The organism is Trichocoleus sp. FACHB-591 (assembly GCF_014695845.1).
In the GTDB taxonomy this organism is placed as follows: domain Bacteria; phylum Cyanobacteriota; class Cyanobacteriia; order FACHB-46; family FACHB-46; genus Trichocoleus.
This window is the reverse complement of the sequence record NZ_JACJPA010000121.1, coordinates 1-23745: the sequence shown is the minus strand read 5'-3', so window position 1 is coordinate 23745 and position 23745 is coordinate 1. Positions and strand designations below refer to the sequence as shown.

General features: G+C 47.7%; 22 protein-coding genes, 1 tRNA gene and 1 pseudogene. 10 read left to right on the top strand and 14 right to left on the bottom strand.

Annotation, left to right across the window (positions count from 1 at the left end):
• Nucleotides 1–159 precede the first annotated feature (159 nt).
• Nucleotides 160–366, top strand: coding sequence for a hypothetical protein (locus tag H6F90_RS27895; protein ID WP_190555250.1), 207 nt, complete (start codon nt 160–162; stop codon nt 364–366).
• A gap of 40 nt (nt 367–406) precedes the next feature.
• Nucleotides 407–1588, top strand: a complete 1182-nt coding sequence (locus tag H6F90_RS27890; RefSeq protein ID WP_199296233.1) for a glycosyltransferase family 4 protein — start codon at nt 407–409, stop codon at nt 1586–1588.
• Nucleotides 1589–1712: 124 nt separating this feature from the next.
• On the opposite strand, the gene H6F90_RS27885 is transcribed toward H6F90_RS27890, so the two are convergent.
• Nucleotides 1713–2276 (bottom strand): FKBP-type peptidyl-prolyl cis-trans isomerase, encoded by a 564-nt coding sequence (locus H6F90_RS27885; RefSeq protein WP_190437907.1) that lies wholly within the window; start codon nt 2274–2276, stop codon nt 1713–1715.
• A 119-nt stretch (nt 2277–2395) separates the two neighbouring features.
• Nucleotides 2396–2719, bottom strand: a complete 324-nt coding sequence (locus H6F90_RS27880) for a phasin family protein (protein ID WP_190437905.1) — start codon at nt 2717–2719, stop codon at nt 2396–2398.
• Between the two features lie 285 nt (nt 2720–3004).
• On the opposite strand from H6F90_RS27880, the gene H6F90_RS27875 reads away from it, so the two are divergent.
• A complete protein-coding gene (locus H6F90_RS27875) occupies nt 3005–3313 on the top strand; it encodes a TIGR03792 family protein (RefSeq protein WP_190555249.1) in 309 nt (102 codons plus the stop codon).
• An 82-nt stretch (nt 3314–3395) separates the two neighbouring features.
• On the top strand, nt 3396–3761 hold the full coding sequence (locus tag H6F90_RS27870; protein WP_190555248.1) for a zinc ribbon domain-containing protein: 366 nt from the start codon (nt 3396–3398) through the stop codon (nt 3759–3761).
• A 63-nt stretch (nt 3762–3824) separates the two neighbouring features.
• Here the strand turns inward: H6F90_RS27870 and nblS are convergent, their stop codons facing one another.
• On the bottom strand, nt 3825–5780 hold the full coding sequence (gene nblS / locus H6F90_RS27865; RefSeq protein ID WP_370588113.1) for a two-component system sensor histidine kinase NblS: 1956 nt from the start codon (nt 5778–5780) through the stop codon (nt 3825–3827).
• 217 nt (nt 5781–5997) lie between these two features.
• Entirely contained in the window at nt 5998–7290 is a 1293-nt protein-coding gene (gene purD / locus H6F90_RS27860; protein ID WP_190555247.1) for a phosphoribosylamine--glycine ligase, read from the bottom strand.
• A gap of 425 nt (nt 7291–7715) precedes the next feature.
• On the opposite strand from purD, the gene H6F90_RS27855 reads away from it, so the two are divergent.
• Nucleotides 7716–9020, top strand: coding sequence for a tetratricopeptide repeat protein (locus H6F90_RS27855; protein ID WP_190555246.1), 1305 nt, complete (start codon nt 7716–7718; stop codon nt 9018–9020).
• Between the two features lie 55 nt (nt 9021–9075).
• Here H6F90_RS27855 and H6F90_RS27850 read toward each other — a convergent pair whose 3' ends face one another.
• Both H6F90_RS27850 and H6F90_RS27845 read right to left on the bottom strand, forming a co-directional pair.
• Nucleotides 9076–9522, bottom strand: a complete 447-nt coding sequence (locus H6F90_RS27850; protein WP_190437897.1) for a pentapeptide repeat-containing protein — start codon at nt 9520–9522, stop codon at nt 9076–9078.
• Between the two features lie 201 nt (nt 9523–9723).
• Nucleotides 9724–10749: an ABC transporter permease gene (locus tag H6F90_RS27845; protein WP_190555245.1), complete on the bottom strand. Its 1026-nt coding sequence runs from the start codon at nt 10747–10749 to the stop codon at nt 9724–9726.
• Between the two features lie 196 nt (nt 10750–10945).
• Here H6F90_RS27845 and H6F90_RS27840 point away from each other — a divergent pair, with 196 nt between their 5' ends.
• On the top strand, nt 10946–11740 hold the full coding sequence (locus H6F90_RS27840; RefSeq protein WP_190555244.1) for a glycosyltransferase family 2 protein: 795 nt from the start codon (nt 10946–10948) through the stop codon (nt 11738–11740).
• A gap of 45 nt (nt 11741–11785) precedes the next feature.
• Here the strand turns inward: H6F90_RS27840 and H6F90_RS27835 are convergent, their stop codons facing one another.
• Both H6F90_RS27835 and H6F90_RS27830 read right to left on the bottom strand, forming a co-directional pair.
• Complete coding sequence (locus tag H6F90_RS27835; protein WP_190555243.1) at nt 11786–13435, bottom strand: ABC transporter substrate-binding protein; 1650 nt, start codon at nt 13433–13435, stop codon at nt 11786–11788.
• A gap of 287 nt (nt 13436–13722) precedes the next feature.
• Nucleotides 13723–14739: a sulfate/molybdate ABC transporter ATP-binding protein gene (locus tag H6F90_RS27830; protein WP_190555242.1), complete on the bottom strand. Its 1017-nt coding sequence runs from the start codon at nt 14737–14739 to the stop codon at nt 13723–13725.
• A gap of 334 nt (nt 14740–15073) precedes the next feature.
• Between H6F90_RS27830 and chlP the strand changes: the two genes are divergently transcribed.
• Both chlP and H6F90_RS30940 read left to right on the top strand, forming a co-directional pair.
• Entirely contained in the window at nt 15074–16297 is a 1224-nt protein-coding gene (gene chlP, locus H6F90_RS27825) for a geranylgeranyl reductase (protein WP_190437885.1), read from the top strand.
• Between the two features lie 214 nt (nt 16298–16511).
• A complete protein-coding gene (locus tag H6F90_RS30940; protein ID WP_190555241.1) occupies nt 16512–17882 on the top strand; it encodes a tetratricopeptide repeat protein in 1371 nt (456 codons plus the stop codon).
• A gap of 105 nt (nt 17883–17987) precedes the next feature.
• On the opposite strand, the gene H6F90_RS27815 is transcribed toward H6F90_RS30940, so the two are convergent.
• Nucleotides 17988–18728, bottom strand: a complete 741-nt coding sequence (locus H6F90_RS27815; RefSeq protein ID WP_190555432.1) for a response regulator transcription factor — start codon at nt 18726–18728, stop codon at nt 17988–17990.
• 263 nt (nt 18729–18991) lie between these two features.
• Here H6F90_RS27815 and H6F90_RS27810 point away from each other — a divergent pair, with 263 nt between their 5' ends.
• Nucleotides 18992–20197, top strand: coding sequence for a glycosyltransferase family 2 protein (locus H6F90_RS27810; protein ID WP_190555240.1), 1206 nt, complete (start codon nt 18992–18994; stop codon nt 20195–20197).
• A 30-nt stretch (nt 20198–20227) separates the two neighbouring features.
• On the opposite strand, the gene H6F90_RS27805 is transcribed toward H6F90_RS27810, so the two are convergent.
• The 5 genes from H6F90_RS27805 to H6F90_RS27785 form a co-directional block, all read right to left on the bottom strand.
• The gene (locus H6F90_RS27805; protein WP_190555239.1) at nt 20228–21409 is read right to left on the bottom strand and encodes an aminotransferase class V-fold PLP-dependent enzyme; all 1182 of its coding nucleotides are present in this window, start codon (nt 21407–21409) and stop codon (nt 20228–20230) included.
• Nucleotides 21410–21437: 28 nt separating this feature from the next.
• Nucleotides 21438–21509, bottom strand: a tRNA-Asn gene (locus tag H6F90_RS27800).
• Nucleotides 21510–21589: 80 nt separating this feature from the next.
• The gene (locus H6F90_RS27795) at nt 21590–22159 is read right to left on the bottom strand and encodes an NYN domain-containing protein (RefSeq protein ID WP_190555238.1); all 570 of its coding nucleotides are present in this window, start codon (nt 22157–22159) and stop codon (nt 21590–21592) included.
• Nucleotides 22160–22299: 140 nt separating this feature from the next.
• The gene (locus H6F90_RS27790) at nt 22300–23022 is read right to left on the bottom strand and encodes an energy-coupling factor ABC transporter ATP-binding protein (protein WP_190437872.1); all 723 of its coding nucleotides are present in this window, start codon (nt 23020–23022) and stop codon (nt 22300–22302) included.
• Nucleotides 23019–23282: a hypothetical protein gene (locus tag H6F90_RS27785; RefSeq protein ID WP_190437869.1), complete on the bottom strand. Its 264-nt coding sequence runs from the start codon at nt 23280–23282 to the stop codon at nt 23019–23021. Before H6F90_RS27785 ends, H6F90_RS27790 begins: the two co-directional genes overlap by 4 nt.
• A gap of 350 nt (nt 23283–23632) precedes the next feature.
• On the opposite strand from H6F90_RS27785, the pseudogene H6F90_RS27780 reads away from it, so the two are divergent.
• Nucleotides 23633–23745: pseudogene (locus H6F90_RS27780) on the top strand (photosystem II D2 protein (photosystem q(a) protein)); the annotation flags it as partial.

Here is a 23745-nt window from a genome sequence, read left to right as displayed (position 1 = left end):
CAACTCACACCTTGATGAGAGAGATTTACACAAATTCACTAAGTCTTCATTGTGTGCTCATTGCAGCTTTGCCAAACCGCTGAGATAAAGCTATGACAATAGCTTTATGAGGACTGCCTCAGCCAAACGTTATTAGACGTATCAGGACAAGTCATACTCATGGTGTGGACAGCGCAAAGTAAATCAAGCCTAAGCATAAAAACAATTACAGAGCAAATTATTCAAGCTGGACAGCTGAGCCGCCGAGAGCATTTGCAATTAACTTCTGTAATTCTTTCCGACTCTAAGCTTTCTTCTGAAGACCGACGGCAGATTAACTTAATTTTTGATTATCTGCAAACGGGTCGCCTCAAACTAGCCGACTAAATCTTCTGGTAGCATCACTGTATTCCATCCTTCTACACTCTTGAGCCCCCAACCCGCTAAAAATCGCCAGAAAATTTCTGTCATTACACCCGACCTATCAGGGGGTGGAGTGACAAGGGCTTATTTGTTGAGCCAAGTTCTACAAAAACTTGATTATGACGTAGAAGTTGTTGGGTTTCTCTTTGGTCCATCCATCTACCCCAATCCACCCATTGGCCTCCCAGTTCATGCATTTCCTGGCTGTAATTATCCAAGGCTACTGAGTCCAGCCAAGCAACTGCTTGATCAGGTGAATGGGGATATTATTTACGCCGTCAAGCCCAGGCCCACCAGCTTTGGTATGGCTTTATTGAAGCAATTATTTTCTAAGCGTCCAGTCGTCTTAGATATTGATGACTGGGAGCTAAGCTGGTATGGCGGTGACAAATGGGCCTACCGTCCTACGGTGAAACAGTTAGCGAGGGATGTGTTGAAACCGGAAGGGGCATTAAGACAGCCAGAACACCCCTTGTATTTGAAGTGGAGCGAGAATCTGGTCAGTCGGGCGAATGCCATTACTGTAGACACTCAATTTCTCCAAAATCGGTTTGGCGGCACCTACCTACCCAATGGGAAAGAGACGGCTTTATTTAATCCCGAAAAATTTGACCCTGAGACGAGCCGGGAGCGCTACGGTCTGTCAGGTTACCGAGTGTTGATGTTTCCTGGAACACCCCGTCCTCACAAAGGTTTGGAGGATGTTCTGCTGGCTTTAGAGAAGTTGAACGAGCCAGATCTAAGACTCGTGATGGTGGGTGGCCGTAGACCAGACGACTACGATCGCCAACTGGTTGAGCGCTGGGGACAATGGATTATTCAATTGCCGAGATACCCAGTTGAGCAAATGCCTGAAATTGTTGCGGCAGCTCATGTAGTAGTGGTGCCACAGCGGGATACACCAACGGCAAAGGCGCAATTCCCACTCAAGCTAACCGACGGTATGGCAATGGCAAAGCCAATTTTGTCTACCAAGGTTGGTGATATTCCGACTATTTTGGCTGGAGTCGGATACCTAGTTGAGCCTAATTCTCCAGAACAAATTGCTGAGCAACTTCGAGCCATCTTTCAGGACTGGGAGTCAGCTTGCCAATTAGGTTTGAAGGCGCGGCAAAAATGCGTAGAACACTACAGCACCGATGCAATGGCATCTACTCTAGAGAAATTGCTTGGACAGCTGAAGTGATGGAGGCCGACAGTTCCTCGAAACCTAAAACCTAACCCCCGACCCCTCCCCTAGGCTCGACACGCTTTTCAGCTTGAGGGAGATTTGGGAAGAGGTCAGCTCAAATGAAAAAACTTGCCAAGAATTAGCTGATTTTCAGCAGCTCAACATCAAAAATCAAGGTGGCATTAGGAGGAATCACGCCGCCAGCACCACGAGCACCATAACCTAGTTCAGCGGGAATCACGAGTTTGCGACGGCCACCGACCTTCATGGTGCCTACGCCTTCATCCCAACCCTTGATTACTTGACCAACTCCAATTTTGAAGCGGAAGGGTTGACCGCGATCGCGAGAGCTATCAAATTTTGTGCCGTCTTCTAAAGTGCCTGTGTAGTGCACTACGACAGTTTGTCCAGTCTGAGGAGTTGCTCCAGTTCCTGCTTCTATTTCGGTGTACTGCAACCCTGAAGGAGTTGTGACGACATCATTACTATCCATTACCACCTCAGTATTTTCGGACTTCTCTGCGTTGTTAGATAGGGGGTTCTGCGCAATTAAGCTGCTGCTCACTGTTTGTGATACTGCTGGTTGGGGTTGAGTGTTTTGCAACTCCCCAGCGATCGCGGAACTGCGACCACTAATCTGCGTGACGACTAGCAGTACACAGCAAGCTAGCATCAGTCCCAAGCTAATTAAAATCTCTCGCAAAATTCAATTCCTCCTAGCATCGAAAATACAACTAACTTTACAGCCAGCATCCAGTGCTGTTTCAGGTTAGCGTATGCTTTTCAGTTTAAGCTCTGAGTTGAATACTGCGATCGCCCGTTTTAGCGCCACGACTTATTTTCTAAATCCCGCACTTGCCGCTCCAAGCGATCAAGCCGCCCCCGTAGCTCATCCATTTCGGATTGCTTGGGCACACCCAGATCCTGTAAAACGTTACGAAGCTGTCGCTGCATCTGAGCGTCTAAATTGCCCTGCTCCGACTTGAGATGAGTCATCAAGTCATCTGCAAACCTCTTGGCTTGTTCAGGATTGAGTTGTCCTGTTCTCACCCATTCATCGCTGACCTCCCTTAGTTTTTCTGCTACTAGAGAGGTTGTACCTACTCCAATCATCAGTAGTTGCTTAATGAAATTATTGTTGTCCATGCGATTTCTCAGAGTTGTGCGATTGCAACAGTCGTAAATGTAGGCTTTAGTGTAATTAATGAAGTTTTAGTGTTATTCTTCAAACCTGACTGAACCCAGCCTACAGCTTTATTCTGTCAAATCTAAAGCGTTCCTAACCTGCTTTGGCCAACAAAAAACTACTTGCCGTCTGTAGGCATGGGTTATGGTACTTGGGTTTGCTAGACTCACTCGTTACTTTGTGGCCATCAACGACAACTTAAATTGGTTGAATTACTCTACAGGAAACATTAGACTGGCGTGTTTATGGTGATCGAGTGGCTCAAAATCAAGGTTGCTCCTGAAATGCGAGAGCAGTACATCCAAAAAGATGCCGAAATTTGGACTGCATTCCTCTCTGAGTATCCTGGGTTTTTAGGCAAGGAAGTTTGGATTAATCCAGATAACTCTACCGAAGTTATTTTGGTGATCCGCTGGGCTAATAGAGAGGCTTGGAAATCTGTGCCTAGCGATCGCTTAGCAGCCATAGAGCAGCAATTCGCCCAACAACTAGCTGGCAGCTACCCCATCATTGAAGCGGGGGAGTATCAGGTGCGGAAATTTCCGCAGTCATAAGAGACGATCTCCTTCGAATTCCCTCAAGGCGCTGTAGCGCTTAGGCTAGCATACGAAGAAGACCCGAACCTTCTCTGCTCTAATGCCTGAATGCCCTCGCTGTCATCAAACTGTTAGTTCACAAGCTATCACCTGTCCTCAATGCCACCTGGCGTTGAAAGCTCACGGACATCCTGGGATTCCGTTATATCGAGCTGATGAAGCTACTTATTTATGTGGCACTTGCACTTATCACGACGATGACACTTGCAATTTTCCTCAACGACCCTATGCGAAAGAGTGCACACTCTATCAAGATCGCGCCCAGAGCTATGCCAATCTGAGCGCAGGTAAAGGCTATACCAATCAAACCTCTGGTTTCAGCCAGCTCAAAACTTGGATCAAGCGCAATGCTGGCTGGTTAGCACTCGTTGGTTTAGTGGTGGTTAGCTTGCTCCTGGCTTTGTAGGTGATTCAAGATTGAATTCATGTTTCTACGGACAGCACGCTTATCGTAGCCCCAGGACGGAGTTTAAGGTAGAGTCGCCGGTACAGATGCCACATTTGCATCAGTCGCGTGGTCCATCGCCGGTAAGCTTTCAAGTAACGAGGCTGCTTCTTGAAAAACAGCTAAGTCAAACCAGAAGGTCGTCCCCACCCCGACTTCACTCACCAAATGTACGGCGCTGTAGTGTTTTTCAATAATATTTCGCACAATCGACAGCCCTAAACCTGTCCCTTCTAGAGTGTGAACTCGGTTTTCAACCCGGAAGAAACGGTCGAAAATTGCCTCTTGATCTTCTTGATCAATGCCAATTCCCGTATCAGATATTTCAATCCGAACAGTCCGAGGTTGGTTTTGTAAGGCGACTGATTTCAACCGGAACTGCGGCTGAAGCACATAAGCCCGAATCGCGACTTTGCCACCAGATTCAGTAAACTTCAGTGCATTACCAACTAGATTGGCAAACACTTGCAGCAGTAAATCGTAGTTACCCACAACTGCTGGCAGGTCTGGTTCAATTTCGTGGCTGAGTTCGATGCCTTTGTCTCTGGCATTGAGCTGATAAGTTCGTAGGGTCTGCTCAATGGGTTGACTGACATCTACAGCCTCGAAGTGATAGCGTTTACAAGATTCTAGACGCGATAAATCCAACACATCGTTGACCAAACGAGTCAGGCGATCGGTTTCTCGATTAGCAGTTTCTAAGAACTCGCACCGCTCTTCCTCGGTGAGTTCTTCCCCGTACTCATGCAAGGTTTCAATAAACGATTTGATGTTGAATAGGGGGGTTCTCAATTCGTGAGAAACGTTGCTGATGAACTGGCTCTTAGCTTCATTCAGCTCCACTTCACGGGTAATGTCTTGAACCGTGATCGCTACCCCTTTGACAGTCTCACGATATTGATCAAAGACAGTCGTAAGCAAAATCCGAACGGTACGGCTAGTTGGCTCTAGTAGGGTAATGCGGAATTCTGCTCCTTCGCGATCGCCTGCCGTCAACTGATACAAAGGCCGATTTAACTCAACTTGCACCGACGCTGGTAAATGGTGCAGCACATTGGCCCCAATCAAATTTTTGCTGTCCCAACCAAAAATGCGCCGAGCTGTAGGGTTCACTAGGACGACATGCATACTGGAATCGAGCAGAACCGCGCCATCGGCAATGGTTGAAACTAGGGTTTCCAGTTTCGCTTTTTCGGCTGTCAGCTCCTCAATATTCTGTTCTTCATAGCACTCTAAGCGCTCTGCCATGTCGTTGAAGCTGAGAATTAATTCACCCAGCTCCCCGCCTAGAGGCAAATCAATTCGCTGCCTAAAGTTGCCAGCTGCAATATTTTTGACACCCACTAGCAATTCTTTAATGGGTTTTGTAATGGTGAGGGCATTAAAAACCGCTCCCAAAATCACCATGACCCAAATCGAGACAAAGACCGCGATCGTCACGTCGCGAGTCAGATTGGAAGAAACCACTACGGTTGGGTTAGGGTTAATGCCGATCGCTAAAACTCCCAGATATTTGCCTTCATGCAACAGCGGCACAAAGACATCGGTCACTTCCCCGTCAGGGGTGAGGTGTTGACGCACCATTGGAAGTTCCGAGTGTTCAGCATAGTTATCGGGTAACTGAATGCGTCGCCGAATGGTCAGCGAATTTTGCACTTCCGATTCAGAAAAGGGAATGCCAAAGAAGATATTGCCATCCTCGTCGGCGTAGAGCATGTAGCGAATGCTAGAAGTGCTGCTGTAGAAGCGATGAGTGAAGCGAGCCAGCTCTGTCCGGTTATCGTCTGCAATTAGAGGCGCAACGTTGGCTGCCAGTAATAGCCCTAAATCCCGACCAAAGCGAGTATCATTCAACCGGGCATCTTGCTGAATGGTATTTACTGCCCAGAAGGTGAGGCCACTCATAATCAGTGACACCACCAAGGTAGCCGCCGCCATCAGTTTGGTCTGGAGCGTGAACTCAGACCACCAGCGAGCCAAGACTTCTCTAATCGTTTTACAAAGCGCTAGCAAGGTTAATCTACGCAACGAGGACAGTAGCACTCTTTAAGGCTTCCCAGAACCTCCTGTCTTCACAGCTACAGTTCTAATAAAAGCGCTCAAGTACCTATATTTTATACATGTTCCTTGAGGAGATCTGTTTCTCAAGGTAGCTCTGCCCCCAGCCAGATTTCTCAGACTGAAATTGGGGAAATTATTAGCTCAGTGAAGAGCTAGCTGTGCGGACCCGATGCCCGATATCGCGACGGTAGTAAGCTCCTTCAAATTGAATCCGCTCTACCGCTTCGTAGGCATTCGCGATCGCTTGATCAAAGGTGTCCCCAATCGCCGTCACCCCCAAGACCCGACCCCCATCACTCAAGATTTTTTGGTGCTTGAGTTGGGTACCTGCATGGAAGACCACGGCTCCGATGCTTTCGGCGTCATCCATTCCAGTAATCACTTGGCCTTTTTGATAGGTACCCGGATAACCCCCCGCCGCCATCACGACACAGGCCGAAGCACCAGACTTCCAAGCGATCGGAGGCATCTCTCGCAGGCGTTGCTGAGCACAAGCCATCAGCAGATCTTCTAGGGGAGTTTCTAACAGTGGCAGAATCGTTTGAGTTTCTGGATCACCAAAGCGGCAATTAAATTCCACCACCTTAGGTTCGCCTTCAGGGGTAATCATCAACCCCGCATAGAGCACACCTCGGTAGTCAATGCCTCGTTGCCGCAGAGTGGCGATCGCAGGCTCCAAAACTTCTTGCTGAACTCGGCGCATCAATTCTGGAGTCATAATTGGCGCTGGGGCGTAGGCTCCCATGCCTCCGGTATTCGCTCCAGTGTCACCATCCCCAATGCGCTTATGGTCTTGCGCCGGGAGCAGGGGCCGAATCGTCAAGCCATCGGTTAAGGCCAACACAGAGACTTCTTGCCCTGTCATAAATTCTTCAATCACGACGCGATGACCCGCCGCGCCAAACTGACCATCAAAGGCTGCGGCGATCGCGGCTTGAGCCTCCTCGACAGTCATGGCTACCGTGACTCCTTTCCCTGCTGCCAAACCATCTGCCTTGACCACAATCGGGGCACCTTGAGCCGCCACATAGGCCTGGGCAGGTTCTGCTTCCGTAAATACAGCCGCCTGCGCGGTTGGAATGCCTGCCTCGGCCATCAAATCTTTGGCCCAAGCTTTACTCGATTCAATTTGGGCTCCTGCCTGAGTCGGCCCAAATACCTTTATATTTTGTTGTCGTAGATAATCTGTAATTCCTAAAGATAAGGGCAGTTCAGGACCCACTACCACCAGAGAAATATTATGAACTAGCGCAAAGCGAGCCATCCCCGCAAAGTCCTCTACTTGCAAGGGCAGATTTTGACAACGATTTAAGGTCGCAGTACCACCATTTCCGGGAACACAAACAATCTGCTTCACACGGTCAGATTGCAAGAGTTTCCAGGCTAAGGCATGCTCACGCCCCCCATTGCCAACAATCAAAATCTTCACGCTATCCTCACTCGCCACGCTTGTATGTGTGCAACCAAAATTTTCAGGGTTTAAGTCAAGCACCCGTCCTAGAGCGCTGACAACTACCTTTACGGATGGTAACTATATCTGCATTCGTGGATTATCTATCCAGGTCTTTGAGTCGTAGTCCTCAGCGATTAGGGTGTCAAGGATTTCAACTCTTCAGGAAATAGCATGACCTGTAGCACGAATAAGTGCCCATTATCCCATGCCATTCCAGCACTTTAAGGCGTTTTGTTAAAAATTCCTACAGCTTACCTAAAGATAGCTGAACTTAACCACGCTAAATTTAGCTGTCTCCGGATTGAATCAAGTGCCAAAGCTGAAACTTTCAGGCCAAAATTAGATTCTGCTCTTTATATAGATGCGTGCTTTAACTTAGGATGCGGCAACACAATTCAGCCATGACTTTACCCTTCGGTTCCCTCAAGCGGTTAGCCAGCCTTACTGTATGGCTGCGATCGCCCAAACTATTGCAGCGTGGCAGCATCATTGCAGCTCTAGTTGTGCTTGGTCTGAGTAGCTATGCCCCCAGTGGCGCCGCCAAGAAAGCGACCCAGCCTGATGAATTTCCGCCGAATCCTTTGGAACTGAAACTTGCTGATCCTTTGTTACCAGCAGCCACGAGCGATCGCCCCCTGACGGCTCAGGAACAGCAAACCCTAAGGACGGCCCTGGATGAACTTAACGCTCAAGCTGCCGCGCAGTTCCGCTCAGGACAACTAGAAAGCGCTTTTGAAATCTGGTACCGAGAGTTACGGCTGCGACGAGCATTGGGCCTATCGGAAGAAGTGGCAGCATTGAGCCGAGTGGGTAGCATTGCTTGGGAGGAGAACCGCACCACCGATGTCAGACAAATTTCTGAGCGACTGCAAGCCATTCAACAGCAAGCTCAATCTTCTAACAATTTGGAGCTTTTGCGATCGCTGGGGCAAGCTTATCAGCAGCTGCGAGCAAAAGATTTAGCTGTGATTGTGTACGAACAAACTTTGGCGATCGTGCGCCAGCAGCAAGACTTAGCGGCAGAAGCTAGTACCCTCGATACTATTGGTCAGCTTCACGTCAACTGGTTTTCCTACAACAATGCAGCTACTACCTATCAACAACTCCTGACTTTGGTTCGCAATCGAGGAACCCTCCCAGGAGCCACTCCCAACAAAAACTTAACTGAAACTAGCCTGCTCCAGCAGCTTGCCTACATCTACGAACAAGGCAAACAACCAGAGCCTGCGATCGCTGTTCAGCAAGAACTGATTAATCTCTACCAAGCTCAAGATGCCACTCAAGTACCCAGGTTAAAGCTGGCGATCGCTGCCAATTATCAAGCTCTAGGGCAACTTAATCAAGCCATAGAAAACTATCAAGCCACTTATCTTCTAGCCCAATCCCTACAACAATTCGCTCATGCCAGCGAAGCTCTGAAACGTTTGGGTGAACTTTACCAAGCGCAAAATCAGCTAGACAAAGCCCTACGTATCTACGGGTTTTTAGTAGATGTAGAAGCCCAATCCTACAATGTCTACGGCAGAATGAATGCTTACGACAAGCTGGGCCAAATTCACACAGCTCGTAAAGAATACGCCCAAGCAGTTGCGGCCTTCCAGCAAGGTCTCACCCTAGCTCAGCAACTTAACCACCAGCAAGATTATTTCACTAAACAAATCGAGCTAGCTAATCAGCCTCAACCTGAATCACAAACGAATCCGTAAGGCTAAGGCATGAGGAACTAGGGTTGGCAAACGACTAACCTGATTGAGGTTTGCCTTATTCACCACCAATGTTGAGGTTGGTGCCAAAGAGCTGCGTACCCGCTAAGTTGGCTCCATTAATCGTGGCACCTTGCATGTTGGCGTGATGGAGCTGAGCACTGGCAAGGTTCGCGAGATTCAGATTCGCTTGGTCAAAGACAGCATCACTAGCAAAGGCTCCTGCCAAGTTAGCTCCTTGCAAATTAGCGCCTGTGAGGTCAGACCCTTCCAAATTGGCACGGTTCAGCAATGCCCCTTGTAAGTTTGCACCTCTTAGATCAGCGCCTAGTAGATGAGCGCCTGTCAAATTAGCGCCTCTCAAGTCAGCACCTGTGAGATTACACCCACTGCAAACTTTGGTGCTTAGGAGTTGCTTAACATGGTCAGGGTCTTCAGCTTGCGCTGGCATAGCCATCCACAAAGTTGTCAATAATGCAGTGGCTGCTAACAGTTCTCGTTTCATATTCCTTGCCTCCAAGGAACGCTTGGCTCTATATCTAATCTCGCTTAACTGCTAAACTCTTGCCTCCTGCAACAGGACGAGCTGCAAGGGTGAAATTACTGCGGTCTCGACCTGGCAGAATGATCTTCCTACCTACCTTAGTTGTAAATCTAATTCGACTCAGTTCAGCCCTTTGACGGAGATTCTTAACTCAGACAAACCCTAGTAGCGAATCCGAGGATCAACATAGGCATTCAAGAGATCGATCGCGATACTAGCCAAGACGACGATCGCCGCAAAAAATACCACAATGCCCTGCACCGTAGGATAATCTCGCTGATTGATCGCCTCGTACAAGCGGTTGGCTAACCCTGGCCAAGAGAACGTCACTTCTGTCAAAATGGCACCTCCCAGCATCGCAGCAAGAGTCAATCCTAAGACCGTAATCACAGGAATCAAGGCATTTTTGAGGGCATGTGACCACAAAACTTTGCCTTCAGAAATCCCTCTAGCTCTGGCAGCTTCCACATAATCCGCCTTCAGAGTTTGCTTGAGATTTACTCGCACCATCCGCTCAAAAATGCCACTGAGTAAAATTCCTAAGGTGAGGCAAGGCAAAGTGAGATAGTAAAGCGCAACTCCAAACTGCGCGAGGTTGCCGCTGAGAAGACTGTCCACCGTGTAGAGCCCAGTTGGCCCTTGTGGTACTTGAACCGTGATTGGAAAACGGCTTCCAATCGGAAACCAACGGAGTTGCACTGCAAAAATAAGTTGCAACAACATGCCTGCCCAGAACAGGGGCACCGAATAGGTAATGATGCCGAAGAGCCGCCCACCCGCATCAAACACAGTATCCGGCTTGGAAGCTGAGAGAATGCCAACGCTGACGCCAACTAGCAACGCGATCGCCATGCTAAAGACCGCCAGCTCTACAGTGGCGGGGAAATAAGCTTGAATAATTTCCCATACCGATTGGCCTCGGACGGTTAACGAAGTGCCCAGATCTAGACGTAGCAAATCGCCTAAGTAGTTGAGATACTGCTGCCAAAGAGGCAAATCCAACCCTAACTGTTGCCGTAAGGCTACTTTTGCGGCCTCTGGTGCTCTCGGCCCCAAAATCACATCTACGGCATCACCAGGAGTAGCCCGTAGCAACAGAAACACAACTGTAGTGATGGTCCAGAGCATCAAAGGAGCTAAAAACAAACGAGCAGCAACGTAATATTGCAGCGCTTTCGAGCGAGACATAGAGATTTAGTACTAGGTACCAGAGTTTTGTGGGTTGATACTGAACATAAATCGAGAATGTAACAAGGGCAACTAAACTTTTTAAATGGTTTGCTCTTTAATAATCAGTATCGCTGCCTAAAAACTACAGTTAACAAGCAGAAAGCTGACACCGGGTGCTGGTTTTAAGAGATGCCACTTAGAAAACTAAGTTCTTATGCTTGTTTTTGTTGTTCCTCTCAAAAGTTCAAGCGTTTCTAATTCGTGGGAAAGAGTTTCCCATCTTTTTGAAAGATGTATAAAATCAATCTGCAACCAAACATCACCCAACTTCAAAGTGGTGATTGCTTGCCATGAGATTCCTGACATTAAGTTTAGCCATAGTAGCATTGAATATGTGCCAGTAAGCTTTGATCCACCCAGATTGGATGTTTTGGATGACAAACTTCGAGATAAGCTACAAAAGGTTTCATTTGGGTTGACCTACGCTGAGAAATTTGACCCCTCACACACCATGCTTGTAGATGCTGATGATTGTGTGAGCAAGCACTTATCAGCTTTTGTGAGCCAGAATCCTCAAGCTAACGGCTGGTTTATCAATCAAGGTTACGAGTATGAAAATGGGAGCCGATTAATCTATCGAAATCGCAGCAGCTTTCATCTTAAATGTGGCACTTCAAATATCATTAAATACAGCGCCTATAAGCCATCAAAACTCTCTGGAGACGCTAAAGAGCAGGCCTATTGGATTGGGCATAGAAATGTAGAGAAATCTATGAAAAAAAGAGATATGCCTATTGATCCTTTACCGTTTTCTGGAGCAATCTACAATGTTTTCAATGGAGAAAACATTTATTATCAGAAAAATCTAAGCGATCCCAACAATCCTAGAAAAGCTCATAATTCCGATAGCTTCTTCCTACGTAGTACCAAGCGAGCAGGCAAGCTACTAGCATCTCAATTGTTAACAAACTCAATTCGCGACGAATTTGGTTTGTATCCAATCCATTAGTCTTGCTAGTAGCTTGAACTAGGGTAAAACAATTAACTAACGGAATTACCCTTTTTTAAGGGAGCTAAACGGAACTTTTTGGGTTGCTTCTAGACGGGCTCCTGAGATGCCTTTTTGAACAAATAGGTACTCTTTATTTTGCCAAAGGGGAATAAAGGGTACGTCCTTCACCAAAAGCTCTTGAATTTCTCCAAAGATTTTTTGGCGGGCCTGGGGATTTCGTTCTTGGCGCTCTTGGTCAATTAGTTGATTGATGCGATCGCTGTAGTAGAAAGAGCCTTGGCCCTTGCTAGCACCCTCTTGGCAACCTGTGGTTTCTGAGCCTTTAGCACAAGCTAAGAAGGGCTGAATATAGTTATCTGCATCCAAAAAGTCAGGAGCCCAGTCCAAAATAAACATCGGATAAGCGCCTTTATCCAGGTTTTGGTAAGCAGTTGCCGACTCGACACTTTTTAGCTCAATCGTCATGACTCCACCCAGTTTTTGGGCGGCTAAAGCCTTGAGGGTGGTAGCAACCAACTCGTTGCTGGTCAGGTTAGAACGATACCAAAGTTCTAGTTGCAGCGGCTTGTCTTTGGAGTAGCCTGCTTTTGTCAACAACTCCTGAACTTTTGCAATATTGCCATCCCCATAAGCCTGTTGAAACACAGGGCTGTAGGAATCTAAGGTGGTAGGAATCAAACTGTAAAGTGGCTCCACCTGGCCTTGAAACACCCGTTGTTGCAAAAGCGGGCGATCAATTAGGGCAGCGATCGCTTGTCTGACCAAGGCTTGATCCAGCGGTTTATCTTGCAAGTTCAAAGTTAGGTAGTAAATGCCATCACCTCGGCCTTCAATCACCTGCCAACCCGATCGCTGTGCCCCCTGTTGCAAACTCCGGACCTGATCTAAGTCCAGGTTTTGGTAAGCAACATCCACCGATCCTGTCTGAAAGGCGTTATATAAATTGGCTGGGCTCGAAAGATTCTGAATATCTACGCCTTGATTCGCAGGCTTTTCACCCCAATATTGGTCAAATACATCCAGCTTTAAGGAATCGGTGCCGTACTGAGCCAATTTATAAGGTCCAGTCCCGACAAAAGTGGCTGGCTTAAATTTGCCTTGGCCGACCTCGTAAGCTTTTGGGGATACAGCCACCGTCCCTGAGAAGGCAAGTAAATTAGGAAAAGCAGCAAAAGGCTTCTTCAGTTGAATGGTTAGCTCACTTTCTCCTGTGGCTGTGACTGACTCCACCGTGTCACTGAGTAAAAAGGAAGGCTGTCCCCCATTCTCAATAAAGCGACGCAGCGAGAAAGCCATCGCTTCGGCGTTAAAAGGGGTGCCATCGTGGAAAACCACGCCTTGCCGCAAAGGAATCTTGTAGGTCAGGCCATCTTCACTCACTTGAGGCAGGGCAGTTGCCAGTTGCGGCTTCAGGTTGGTCGTCCCCGCTTCATAGGTATAGAGGCGATCGCCTAAGTTGTAGAGTAAATTGCCCGCCCAAATATCGTAAGCATCGGCTGGGTCGAGGGTCCGCACTTTAGCAGTCGTCCCTAAAACGATGCGATCGCCAGTGCTATTGGCCGCAGGAGAACCAGTTGGCTGAGTGGCTTGTCGGGAAGCACAACTGATGGCGAGAAAGCAACACAAACTGAACAAACCCAAAAACTTGCCCAGCGATCGCCACTGCCGGACGGACAAACTCAACCAGTTCATAGCGTACGATTCCAAGTTATGAGGCGTAGGATAGGCACCCTAGCACTGCCACTCTCTAGTAGCAATCACTATTAGCCCTCTTAGATTAAAGCCGAAAGTAGGACCATCAGGTGAGGTACTGAGGACCACCACTGCATCCCTTCGCGATCGCCACAGTGAATCAGGAAAGTTTCGGATAGGTTGACTGATTGAACTTAAGCTCAGTTCAGAGCAATTACTTAGGCAATTACTTAGGCAATCACTTGAGCAATTACTTGTGCAAACTCAAAGCCTTACAACCGCAAAATTTAGATGGAGTAGTAAATGGGGAACGATTTTGCTTCCTTAGGCTTCACGTAGACCCGTTGCTCAGGTTCCAGGTTCAATTCATTGAAGCGCTCTCGTGTTAGGTGCGCCGTCACCACTTGGCCATCATCCAAGGTCAGCTCGGCTTGAACTTCCCAACCCAAGTGAATTAAGCGACTGACTCTGGCAGCTGCCGTCACGCCATTCGGGGACGTTTCAATCAGCACATCCTGAGGCCGCAGGAATACTTCTGGGTGAGCTGAGTCGAAACCATTGTCTTGGAAAATCCGAGAACTACTGGGCAGCACATTGACCGGACCAATAAAACTCATGACAAAGGCGCTAGCAGGATGATCGTAAATCTCGGCGGGTGAGCCCATTTGCTCAACACGGCCCTTATTCATCACTACGATCTCATCTGAGACCTCCATTGCCTCTTCTTGGTCATGGGTGACAAATACTGTCGTCACATGCACTTCATCGTGCAGTCGCCGCAGCCAGGCTCGTAAATCTTTCCGCACCTTGGCGTCTAGCGCCCCAAAAGGTTCATCTAGCAGTAGCACTTGCGGCTCCACCGCTAACGCCCTTGCCAAAGCAACCCGCTGCCGTTGGCCCCCAGAGAGTTGTGACGGATAGCGATCGCCTAGCCCTCTGAGTTGAACTAGCTCTAGCAGCTCCTCAACCCGATTTGTAATCTTTGACTTGGGAGTTTTGCGAATCTCTAAAGAGAAAGCAATATTTTTCCGGACGGTCAGATGCTTGAACAAGGCATAGTGCTGAAACACGAAGCCAATATTGCGGTCTTGGACACTTTGATAGGTCGCGTCTCTACCCGTTAGCAGAATTTTTCCGCTGTCTGGCGTTTCTAACCCTGCTATCAAGCGCAGTAGCGTGGACTTGCCTGACCCTGATGGCCCCAGCAAAGCCACCAATGAGCCAGTTTTTACTTCCAAGCTCACCTGATCTACCGCTTGAAAGCTACCGAACTGCTTAGATACGTTTTCGACTACAATGCCCATTGCTACTGACCTAGGAAGGGTGAAAGCGACAGGATCAGCGATGCGTCGCGCTTAAAATCCCGGTTCACCGATGAGATTACTGTAGTTTTATACCATGAACTGTATCTAATTCACTTAAATTCTGTACTTAAATTCCGCAGATTACAGATAAGTCTGTTACGAACTAAGCTTTTGCAAAAGTGCTTCAGGACATGAGTCAAACCACTCAAATTCATGTCGGTATATTAAGGTCTGTTGCATTTCAGTCATATCTCTTCTGCTGAGTCTGCTGGAGAGAAAAAGTCCGTGATACCATCTCCTCTTGTAGCCGTAGAAGAGATTGGGAGAAAGACCTTTGGCACTAAGGGTTGCTGTTGTTGGAGGCGGTCCAGCAGGTTCTTCCGCTGCTGAGACATTAGCAAAAGCTGGTATCGAAACTTATTTATTCGAGCGCAAATTAGATAACGCCAAACCCTGCGGTGGAGCCATTCCCCTCTGCATGGTGGAGGAATTTGACCTGCCTCTCAACATCATTGATCGGCAGGTGAGAAAAATGAAAATGATCTCACCGTCTAACGTTGAGGTCAGCATTGGCAGCACGCTTAAGGAAGGCGAATACATTGGCATGTGCCGTCGGGAAGTCCTCGATGGTTTCATGCGCGATCGCGCTGAAAAGCTAGGCGCGAAGCTAATTAATGGCACTGTTCATAAACTTGAGATTCCCAGCAACAACAAGGACCCTTACACACTGCACTATGCTGACCACTCGGATGGCAGCTTAGAAGGCACTGCTAAGACTTTGCAAGTTGACTTGGTCGTGGGGGCAGATGGGGCCAACTCCCGGATTGCCAAAGCCATTGACGCAGGAGACTACAACTATGCGATCGCCTTCCAAGAGCGGATTCGCTTGCCGGAAGACAAAATGGCTTACTACCAAGACCTAGCAGAAATGTATGTCGGTGACGACGTTTCTACCGATTTCTACGCTTGGGTTTTCCCCAAATACGACCACGTAGCCGTGGGCACGGGCACAATGCACGTGAACAAAGCTGACATCAAGAAGCTGCAAGCAGGGATTCGCGCCCGTGCTGCTAAGCGTCTCGAAGGTGGTGAAATCATCAAGGTAGAAGCTCACCCCATTCCTGAGCACCCCAGACCTCGCCGGGTCGTTGGTCGTGTGGCTCTGGTTGGGGATGCTGCGGGTACTGTCACCAAGTCTTCGGGTGAAGGAATCTACTTCGCGGCGAAGTCAGCTCGGATGTGCGCTGAAGCCATTGTGGAATTTTCTAACCAGGGCCAACGGATTCCCACGGAAGCTGATTTGAAGGTGTACATCAAGCGTTGGGATAAAATGTACGGCCTCACCTATAAGGTGTTGGACATTTTACAATCTGTCTTCTATCGCTCGGATGCAACCCGCGAAGCGTTTGTAGAAATGTGCGCCGACATGGATGTGCAGAAGCTCACATTCGACAGCTACCTCTACAAAACCGTTGTGCCTGCTAATCCCTTGGTACAACTCAAAATCACGGCTAAAACGATTGGTAGCTTGCTGCGCGGTAACGCCCTCGCTCCCTAACTGATTTAGCGCTAAGTTTCTCAATTCGCAATTACTCCAATCGCGATCGCTTGACTTAATAGTTGGGCGATCGTTTTTTATGCTAATTAAAAATATTTCTTAGATTTTGTGAAATTAAGTTCAAAACTTACCTTCACAAAATCTAACCACTAAAAATTGTAACAATTGGGAAAACTATTTTGTGAGACAGAGAAATATCAGCTAGGAGATCTGGATGCCAACGAGAGTATTTTTGTGTAATAGAGAAACCTGGTATCACGGTGTTGAGGATGAAATAAAAGAAGCAAAAGAATTATTGTCCAGAGGTAAAGTTCATCGAGGTGTATGGACTTGTGGCAGTGTTAAGTCCATAGAAGTCAATGATGCCGCTTACTTCAAAAGAGTAGGCAGTGAACCTCTAGGCTTCTTTGCATACGGACGCATTGTTGCTGCTGAAAAAGAGTATCAACTCAGGCTTTTAGAAAAAGACTACAGCAATGTCAGTGAAGCATATCAAGCATGCTATGACGAGGAAGGAAATGTAATTTTAGCTGTTGCTCATGAATGGTACTCAGTTGTTGATTACAACCAACCTCTAGAAATCAAACGGCTCAAGCAAGATCCACAGTTTTCAAAAGCCAACTTCCATTTTCAGGGGTCTGGAGGAAGTTTTAGAGAAGAATGCATCACCTTATTAAATGAGTATTGGGAAAAACATGCTTTAAATCTGTCAAGGCAAGGATTTGGGGTGCATTTAGCAGAAGCCCTCTACAGAGCAGGACAAGATAGTATCAACCAAAAACTATATGTAGAAGCTATTGACAAATTCTCGCAAGCAATTCACGTCAACCCTAACCTAACCAAAGCATATATCGGTCGAGGCAATGCATATCAAAAGCTAGGAAAACAGCATGAAGCATTGCAAAACTACACTGAAGCAACTCAAATAGAGCCTGCTGATAATTCAGTTGCTTATTACCAACGAGGAATTATTCATGCTGAGTTAGGCAACAAACAAAAAGCTATAGAAGATTTTACCGTAGCTCAAAAACTATTTCTGGACAAATCAGATTTAGTTAACTCTAAAAACGCAGGGGAGAAAATTAAGATATTAGCTTCTAGTAAAACGCTGGAAGTTAGTGAGCTTTCTCGTATAAGAAAGCATATTATCGATGCTCCTGGGGTAGCCAAGAATCTTCAAGAGGCTAAAAGAAAAATTCTTGTTTCTATTATTCGACGGCAAGGGCAGTCTCTATTTCGACAAAATTTGATTGATGTATATGACAGCCGATGTGCCATAACAAACTGTGATGTAGAAGAGGCTTTAGAAGCAGCTCACATTATTCCTTATAGCGATAATGGCAGCAATCAAATTGTGAATGGACTATTGCTAAGAGGTGATTTACACACGCTTTTTGACCTCAACTTAATTGCCATAGAGCCAGAAACTCATACAGTATTGCTTCACCCTAGCCTTCGCCAAAGCAGCTATAGCGATCTGCATCAGAAAAAGTTGCGCCTTCCTTCAGCTACAACTTACAAACCTAGCCAAGAAGCACTTCATCAACGCTGGAACCAGTGTGAGTGGGCTAGAAATCATGAGTAAGAATAGCAGTCGCAACACCAAACAAAAGCTAGCCTGCATTGAGTGAGGAGCGATTGCAGGCTGAGCTGTTATCAGTGGCAGAATAATTTTCAGAACTGCCGGGAATTACTCCACCAACAGTTCCTCTGAATTTTCTGACTTTTCATTACCGGGTAGCTCTAAGCAATAGCCTGCGCCATAGACAGTTTTGATATAGCGCGGATGGCGAGGGTCGGGTTCCAGTTTGGTTCTCAGATGTCTCACATGCACCCGAATTGTTTCAATGTCATCATCCGGGTCATAGCCCCAAACTTCCTTGAGGATTTCGCTGGGAGAAACCGTCTGGCCGTGACGCTGCAACAAACAATGTAATAGTTCAAATTCTAAATGAGTTAACTTGACGGTGTGGTCAAACCAAATCGCCTCAAACCGCTCCGGTACAAGCGTAAGAGGGCCGTAGTTAAGAATCTCACTGTGCTTAGCAGCTTGGGGAATGCGATCGGTCCGGCGGAGCAAGGCCCGCACCCTTGCCAGCATTTCTTCTAGCTCAAATGGCTTCGTCAGGTAATCATCAGCCCCTGCATTAAAGCCTTCTACCTTATCCTGAGTTTGGCTCAAAGCAGTCAGCATCAGCACTGGAATATCAGCAGTGCGTTCATCTCGGCGCAACCGCTGACACACTGTAAACCCGTCTACCTTAGGTAGCATCAGGTCCAGCATGATTAAATCTGGCTGCAATTGCAGAGCTAAAGCTTGACCTTTAATGCCATCCGGCGCTTGGCTGACGTCATACCCAGCCATTTCTAGGTTGACTGCCACTAGCTCTGAAATCGCAGGATCGTCATCAATAACAAGTATCCGGGGCATCATTAAGAAGTCTTCTCTACAGTGATTTTTTAAGGTTCCATACGAACCACTTGAGGAATGCGAAGATTCCTGTACAGATTATAAGCAAGGATTCTAAATCCTTCCTAAAGGATGATGTAAGTTCTTCTCAACAATTATTTCTAGAGTGAACTTCGCAATTTAGCTGCATATCTCAGCTCGGCGCGGCTTAATCCTAAATTTTCCTTAAATTCGCGATAACTAAGATGAAATGATAGGTGAGCGCCTTTTAGGAAGGTAAAACATTGATATTGTCAGCGCTGCTAGTCCTATCTTTGGTAGGAATTATTCTTTTTTCATCAAAATTTCGGCAATCAATTGAGGCTGCGCCAAAGCTCTCAGTTCTACCAACCGACGCGATCGCTACTGAGCAACTACCGCGCCTCTCAGTCATCATCCCTGCCTATAACGAGGCAGAAAACATCCAGGATTGCGTTACGGCAGTGCTAAGCAGCACTCAGATGCCCCTAGAGCAATTTGAACTCTGGGTGGTAGATGACCAATCTTCCGATAATACGCTTGCGATCGCCCAAGCTCAGTTGCAGGGTTTGGGCGATCCCCGGCTCAAAGTTTTAGCGGGGCAGCCTCGGCCAAATGGGGAAGTGTGGGCTGGCAAAAACTGGGCTTGCACTCAAGGCGTTGAGCAGGCAAGCGGAGACTTCTTATTATTCATTGATGCTGATACTCGCTTGCAGCCAAACGGCATCGAGACAGCCCTCCAAGCCGCAGTTCAAGAGCAGACTGACTTGTTAAGTTGTGGTCCTGGTTTAATCTGTGGTTGCTTGGCAGAGTGGCTGGTGCAACCCTTAATGTTTAACCAACTCATTGCTGCTTTTAACTTCGCCGAGGTCAACGATCCAGCCGCAACAGCAGCATTTGCAGCGGGGCCATTCATGTTGTTTCGTCGCACGGCTTACGAGCAGCTTGGTGGCCATCGAGCCGTGGCGAATCAAATCGTTGAGGATGTGGAGCTGGCTCGTCTGACCAAACGAAGTGGGCTGAAGCTGCAATATGTGATTGGTACCAATATCGTCAAAGTGCGGATGTATCGCTCTTGGGCCGCTTTGTGGGAAGGCTGGACCAAGAATTTGTATTTAGGAGCACACCGTAGCGTTGGGTTGATGCTGTATCTGGCTTTGATTGTTCTAGTAGTTTATTCGCTACCCTGGCTAGGACTCGCGATCGCCCTTTACCAAGCCTGGAGTACCCCCTACACTTGGCTGCCTTATGTAGACATTGGTTTAGCCCTCATCATCATTGCGCTCCAGTATCAGTTACGGCGCATTGGTAGCCAAGTGTCGGGCAGCTCGACCCAGTATTGGTGGCTGAGCGGGGTGGGCGGTGCTTTAGTGGCCGCGATCGCCATTGGCTCAATTATTAAGACCGAAACAGGCTGGGGCTGGACCTGGCGAGGTCGCGTATTGCAGTTGCCCGAAGAACCTATTTCTTAAACTTTTCCTTTGCCAAAGGCTGCTGTCCTTTTATCCTGCTTCTGCTGCTAGCAACTTTACTAGCGCCTGAGCCAAATATTCATATTGCGACACTGTATTGTAAATCTGCGCAGCTACCCGGACTAAGCGCTTTTGTCCCCCAGGCCAAGGCACAATGGGCACTTCGATGCCGTATTGGTTAAGGAGAGAGATTTGCAACGCCTGGTAAGAGCCATCCGGTAGCGGCACCACAGCTAAAGCCGCAATCATTTCATCTGGGCAGGGTGGCAAGACATTTAGGGCTTCACATAGAATCTTTCTCGCTGCCAGAGCCTTTGCCCGATTGCAAGCCATCAATTCTGGCCATCCTCCAGGCAGCAATCCCCCCAGGAATTCGATCGCTGTAGGTACAGACAGATAGGCACTCGGATCGTAGGTACCAGGCCAGTCAAATTCCAAACGAAACCGCGATCGATCGGTGCGGGAAGAGTTGGCTCCATGACTAATGGTCAGGGGGCGAATTTGAACTTGGCGATCGCGCTGTACATAGAGAAATGCGGCTCCCTTGGGCGCACACAACCATTTATGGCAATTTCCGGTGTAGTACGTAGCCCCAATTGTGGGCAAACTCAGTGGTATGGTTCCTGGCGCATGCGCCCCGTCTATGAGCGTATCGATTCCCCGTTTGCTTAATTCTTCTACTAATGCCTGAATCGGCATCACCAAGCCTGTTTGACTGGTCACATGATCTAGTAGCGCTAGCCGAGTTTTAGGCGAAATCTTAGCGACAACTGCTTCAATCACTTGCTGCGGTGATTCGATGGGCAAAGGAATTTCTGCCACTACTACCTGAGCGCCAGAACGAGCTGCGACAAAATCTAAGGCATTACGGCAAGCATTGTACTCATGGTTTGTCGTTAGCAGCTCATCGTCAGGCGTGAAATGAAGCGATCGCAAAACTGTGTTGATGCCTGTCGTAGCGTTCGGCACAAACACCAGATCTAACGGGTCTGCGCCAACAAACTCAGCTAATACCTGCCGAGCCGAATCCAATAAACCTTCTAGATCTTGAGCCAGAAACCGCAACGGCTGTTGCTCCAGGCTCAAGCGAAATTGCTGTTGGACTTCTAAGACTGGTTTAGGGCAAGCTCCAAAGGCTCCATGATTCAGAAAGGTAACATCCGGTTCCAACCACCAGAACTTAGACCAATCTTTGTCAGGCTCAGGTCTCACCTAGATATATGTCCTATCTTTGATTAAACTCCCCAGGCAGGACTCGAACCTGCGACCAATCGGTTAACAGCCGACCGCTCTACCACTGAGCTACTGAGGAACGTTTCAGCGCGCGAAACCTATAATAACCAGACTGTTCCTATCTTTGCAACCCCTTTTGAAAACTTTTTTTGGGAAAATTTAGAATTTTCTGAATTTTTTCGGTTTCACACCCATGCGTAGCTCCGCTAAACGCTGTTGAGCAGCGGGATCGAGGGAATTAGCCAAAAACCGCTGAGGCGATCGCTGCGTGTTACGTTGCTTGCGATGAATGCGACGGGCAGCCGTCTCCACCTCAAAAGCTAACTGTTGCGACGACATCCATTCCGCTCCATACCCAACCACTGTCAACTGTTGAGCCCGATCAGAAGTCGCCACAATCAGCCGACTATGAAATTTACGAATATCATGGCGAAACAAAGCACAGGCTCTTTCGATAAAAGTATCTGCGGTCTGACCAAAATCTGTGTAGTGAACAGATAAATTTTGGGTGACAATTTCGCAGTTACTGGCGGTATCGCGATATTGAGCGTCGAAGACAACTTGGGTGTCGTAGCCCTGAAAAGCGCTGTAGTTCGTTAAAGCTTCAATCAGTTTCCATCTGGCCGCCTCTAAGCCATCACAATCACGCGCTTGTTTCAGCTCAGGCCAAGTTCCGACTACGTTGTAGCCATCCACTAATAAAACAGCCTGCAGCAAAGAGCGGGGCATTGTTGAAAAAAGTTTTAGGTTTGCATAAATATATAGTCCGTACTGCCAATCATGGCATTTTTTGTTGCGTTCTGTTGCAAAAACGGCGACAGAATCACTTCTATCGCCGCTGACTATTGATTCATATTTGACCAGCAAAACTAATTGCTGACTCGGTTGCTTTCAGAGGCAACTTCCTGAATTTGCATTAGACGCTGCTTGAGGCGCTCCGGCTCACCCGCATCAATCACGCTGCCTTGGTCCAGCAGAAAGGCACCATCGCAATAATTCAATTCATCTAGACGATGCGTCACCCACAAAGCCGTTAGCCCTCGACTTTTGACCAAGCGTTGCACTTGAATGACTAAATCCAGTTGACTATCTGGATCGAGTAATGCCGTTGGTTCGTCGAGTAGCAACACTTCACAATGCCGGGCGATCGCGCCTGCAATGGCAACCCTTTGTTTTTGTCCACCACTCAAGGCATAGATGGGGCGGCGCTGGAACGCCAACAAATTAACCGCGGTCAAGGCCTCTTCCACCCGTTGACGCACCTGCATCGGCGAAAGCCTTTCTTCTACTAAGCCGAAGGCAACATCAGCTCCAACCGTTGGCATTACCAACTGATGGTCAGGATTTTGAAACACAAAGCCCACAGGTTGTGCGGTGCGAATCTCGCCTGACTGAGGGCTGAGTAGACCTGCCAGCAATCTCAGCAAGGTCGATTTTCCACTGCCATTGGTACCCAAAAGCATCCAAAATTCGCCTTCAGGTACTGCTAGCGAGCAACCTTGTAGCACCGTATCCCCTTTCGGCCATTTGAAGACGAGCTGCTCAACAACTACGGCTGCATCCGTTGTTTCGGGCTGAGTAGCTGCGTTCATTCAGCGATCGCAAAGAAACCAGGGGTTTTACCCGAACCTGCACCGGATTTTTCCGAAATCTGGACACCGGAGATTTCGCTGCTGAGCACAGCAATCTTTTTATCTGGCTGGCGATCGCAAGACAATTCCAGCACTTGACCACTCCCAGATTTAATTGCGTCCAGGACCTGTCGGTAAGTAGTCTCAGCATCCTCGCTTGACTTACGCTGGATGGACAGCGTTAGGGGTGTGTTTTTCAGAATCAAATCGATGATGAACATGTAATTCAGAATTTAATGGAAAGTTGACTTCAGTATCTCAACTATAGACAGATTCCGGATTAGGTGAGATATCAGGGCAATTACAGCTTTTGCCTAGATTTTCTTAGAGACTAGATTTAGGGCCATCCGGGATGAATAGAGTCCGGATTTAAGAAAAATGGGGATCAGCTCTCAGCAACAGGGGGATGAAATTTCAAAAAGTTACTCATATAATGAAATGCATAGTAAAGAAAAGTAAACTCTACTCACATTTCAACGTTGCTGCTTTCATTTTTTAGATAGGAACTGTTGATTTGTTAGTAAAGTGCTTTCTTTAAGTACTCATAACTTAATCTTTGGAGATTTGCGCTATGACCATAGCAATGGGACGCGCGCAGGCAGAGCGGGGGTGGTTCGACGCCCTCGACGACTGGCTGAAACGCGATCGCTTCGTCTTCGTTGGCTGGTCCGGCTTGCTGCTGTT

What these genes read in the sequence shown, in the direction of transcription:
- H6F90_RS27895 (WP_190555250.1), top strand. Translation starts at nt 160, where the DNA reads ATGGTGTGGACAGCGCAAAGTAAATCAAGCCTAAGCATAAAAACAATT.
- H6F90_RS27880 (WP_190437905.1), bottom strand. Translation starts at nt 2,719, where the DNA reads ATGGACAACAATAATTTCATTAAGCAACTACTGATGATTGGAGTAGGT.
- H6F90_RS27875 (WP_190555249.1), top strand. Translation starts at nt 3,005, where the DNA reads ATGGTGATCGAGTGGCTCAAAATCAAGGTTGCTCCTGAAATGCGAGAG.
- H6F90_RS27870 (WP_190555248.1), top strand. Translation starts at nt 3,396, where the DNA reads ATGCCTGAATGCCCTCGCTGTCATCAAACTGTTAGTTCACAAGCTATC.
- H6F90_RS27855 (WP_190555246.1), top strand. Translation starts at nt 7,716, where the DNA reads ATGACTTTACCCTTCGGTTCCCTCAAGCGGTTAGCCAGCCTTACTGTA.
- H6F90_RS27850 (WP_190437897.1), bottom strand. Translation starts at nt 9,522, where the DNA reads ATGAAACGAGAACTGTTAGCAGCCACTGCATTATTGACAACTTTGTGG.
- H6F90_RS27845 (WP_190555245.1), bottom strand. Translation starts at nt 10,749, where the DNA reads ATGTCTCGCTCGAAAGCGCTGCAATATTACGTTGCTGCTCGTTTGTTT.
- H6F90_RS27840 (WP_190555244.1), top strand. Translation starts at nt 10,946, where the DNA reads ATGCTTGTTTTTGTTGTTCCTCTCAAAAGTTCAAGCGTTTCTAATTCG.
- H6F90_RS27835 (WP_190555243.1), bottom strand. Translation starts at nt 13,435, where the DNA reads ATGAACTGGTTGAGTTTGTCCGTCCGGCAGTGGCGATCGCTGGGCAAG.
- H6F90_RS27830 (WP_190555242.1), bottom strand. Translation starts at nt 14,739, where the DNA reads ATGGGCATTGTAGTCGAAAACGTATCTAAGCAGTTCGGTAGCTTTCAA.
- H6F90_RS30940 (WP_190555241.1), top strand. Translation starts at nt 16,512, where the DNA reads ATGCCAACGAGAGTATTTTTGTGTAATAGAGAAACCTGGTATCACGGT.
- H6F90_RS27815 (WP_190555432.1), bottom strand. Translation starts at nt 18,728, where the DNA reads ATGCCCCGGATACTTGTTATTGATGACGATCCTGCGATTTCAGAGCTA.
- H6F90_RS27795 (WP_190555238.1), bottom strand. Translation starts at nt 22,159, where the DNA reads ATGCCCCGCTCTTTGCTGCAGGCTGTTTTATTAGTGGATGGCTACAAC.
- H6F90_RS27790 (WP_190437872.1), bottom strand. Translation starts at nt 23,022, where the DNA reads ATGAACGCAGCTACTCAGCCCGAAACAACGGATGCAGCCGTAGTTGTT.
- H6F90_RS27785 (WP_190437869.1), bottom strand. Translation starts at nt 23,282, where the DNA reads ATGTTCATCATCGATTTGATTCTGAAAAACACACCCCTAACGCTGTCC.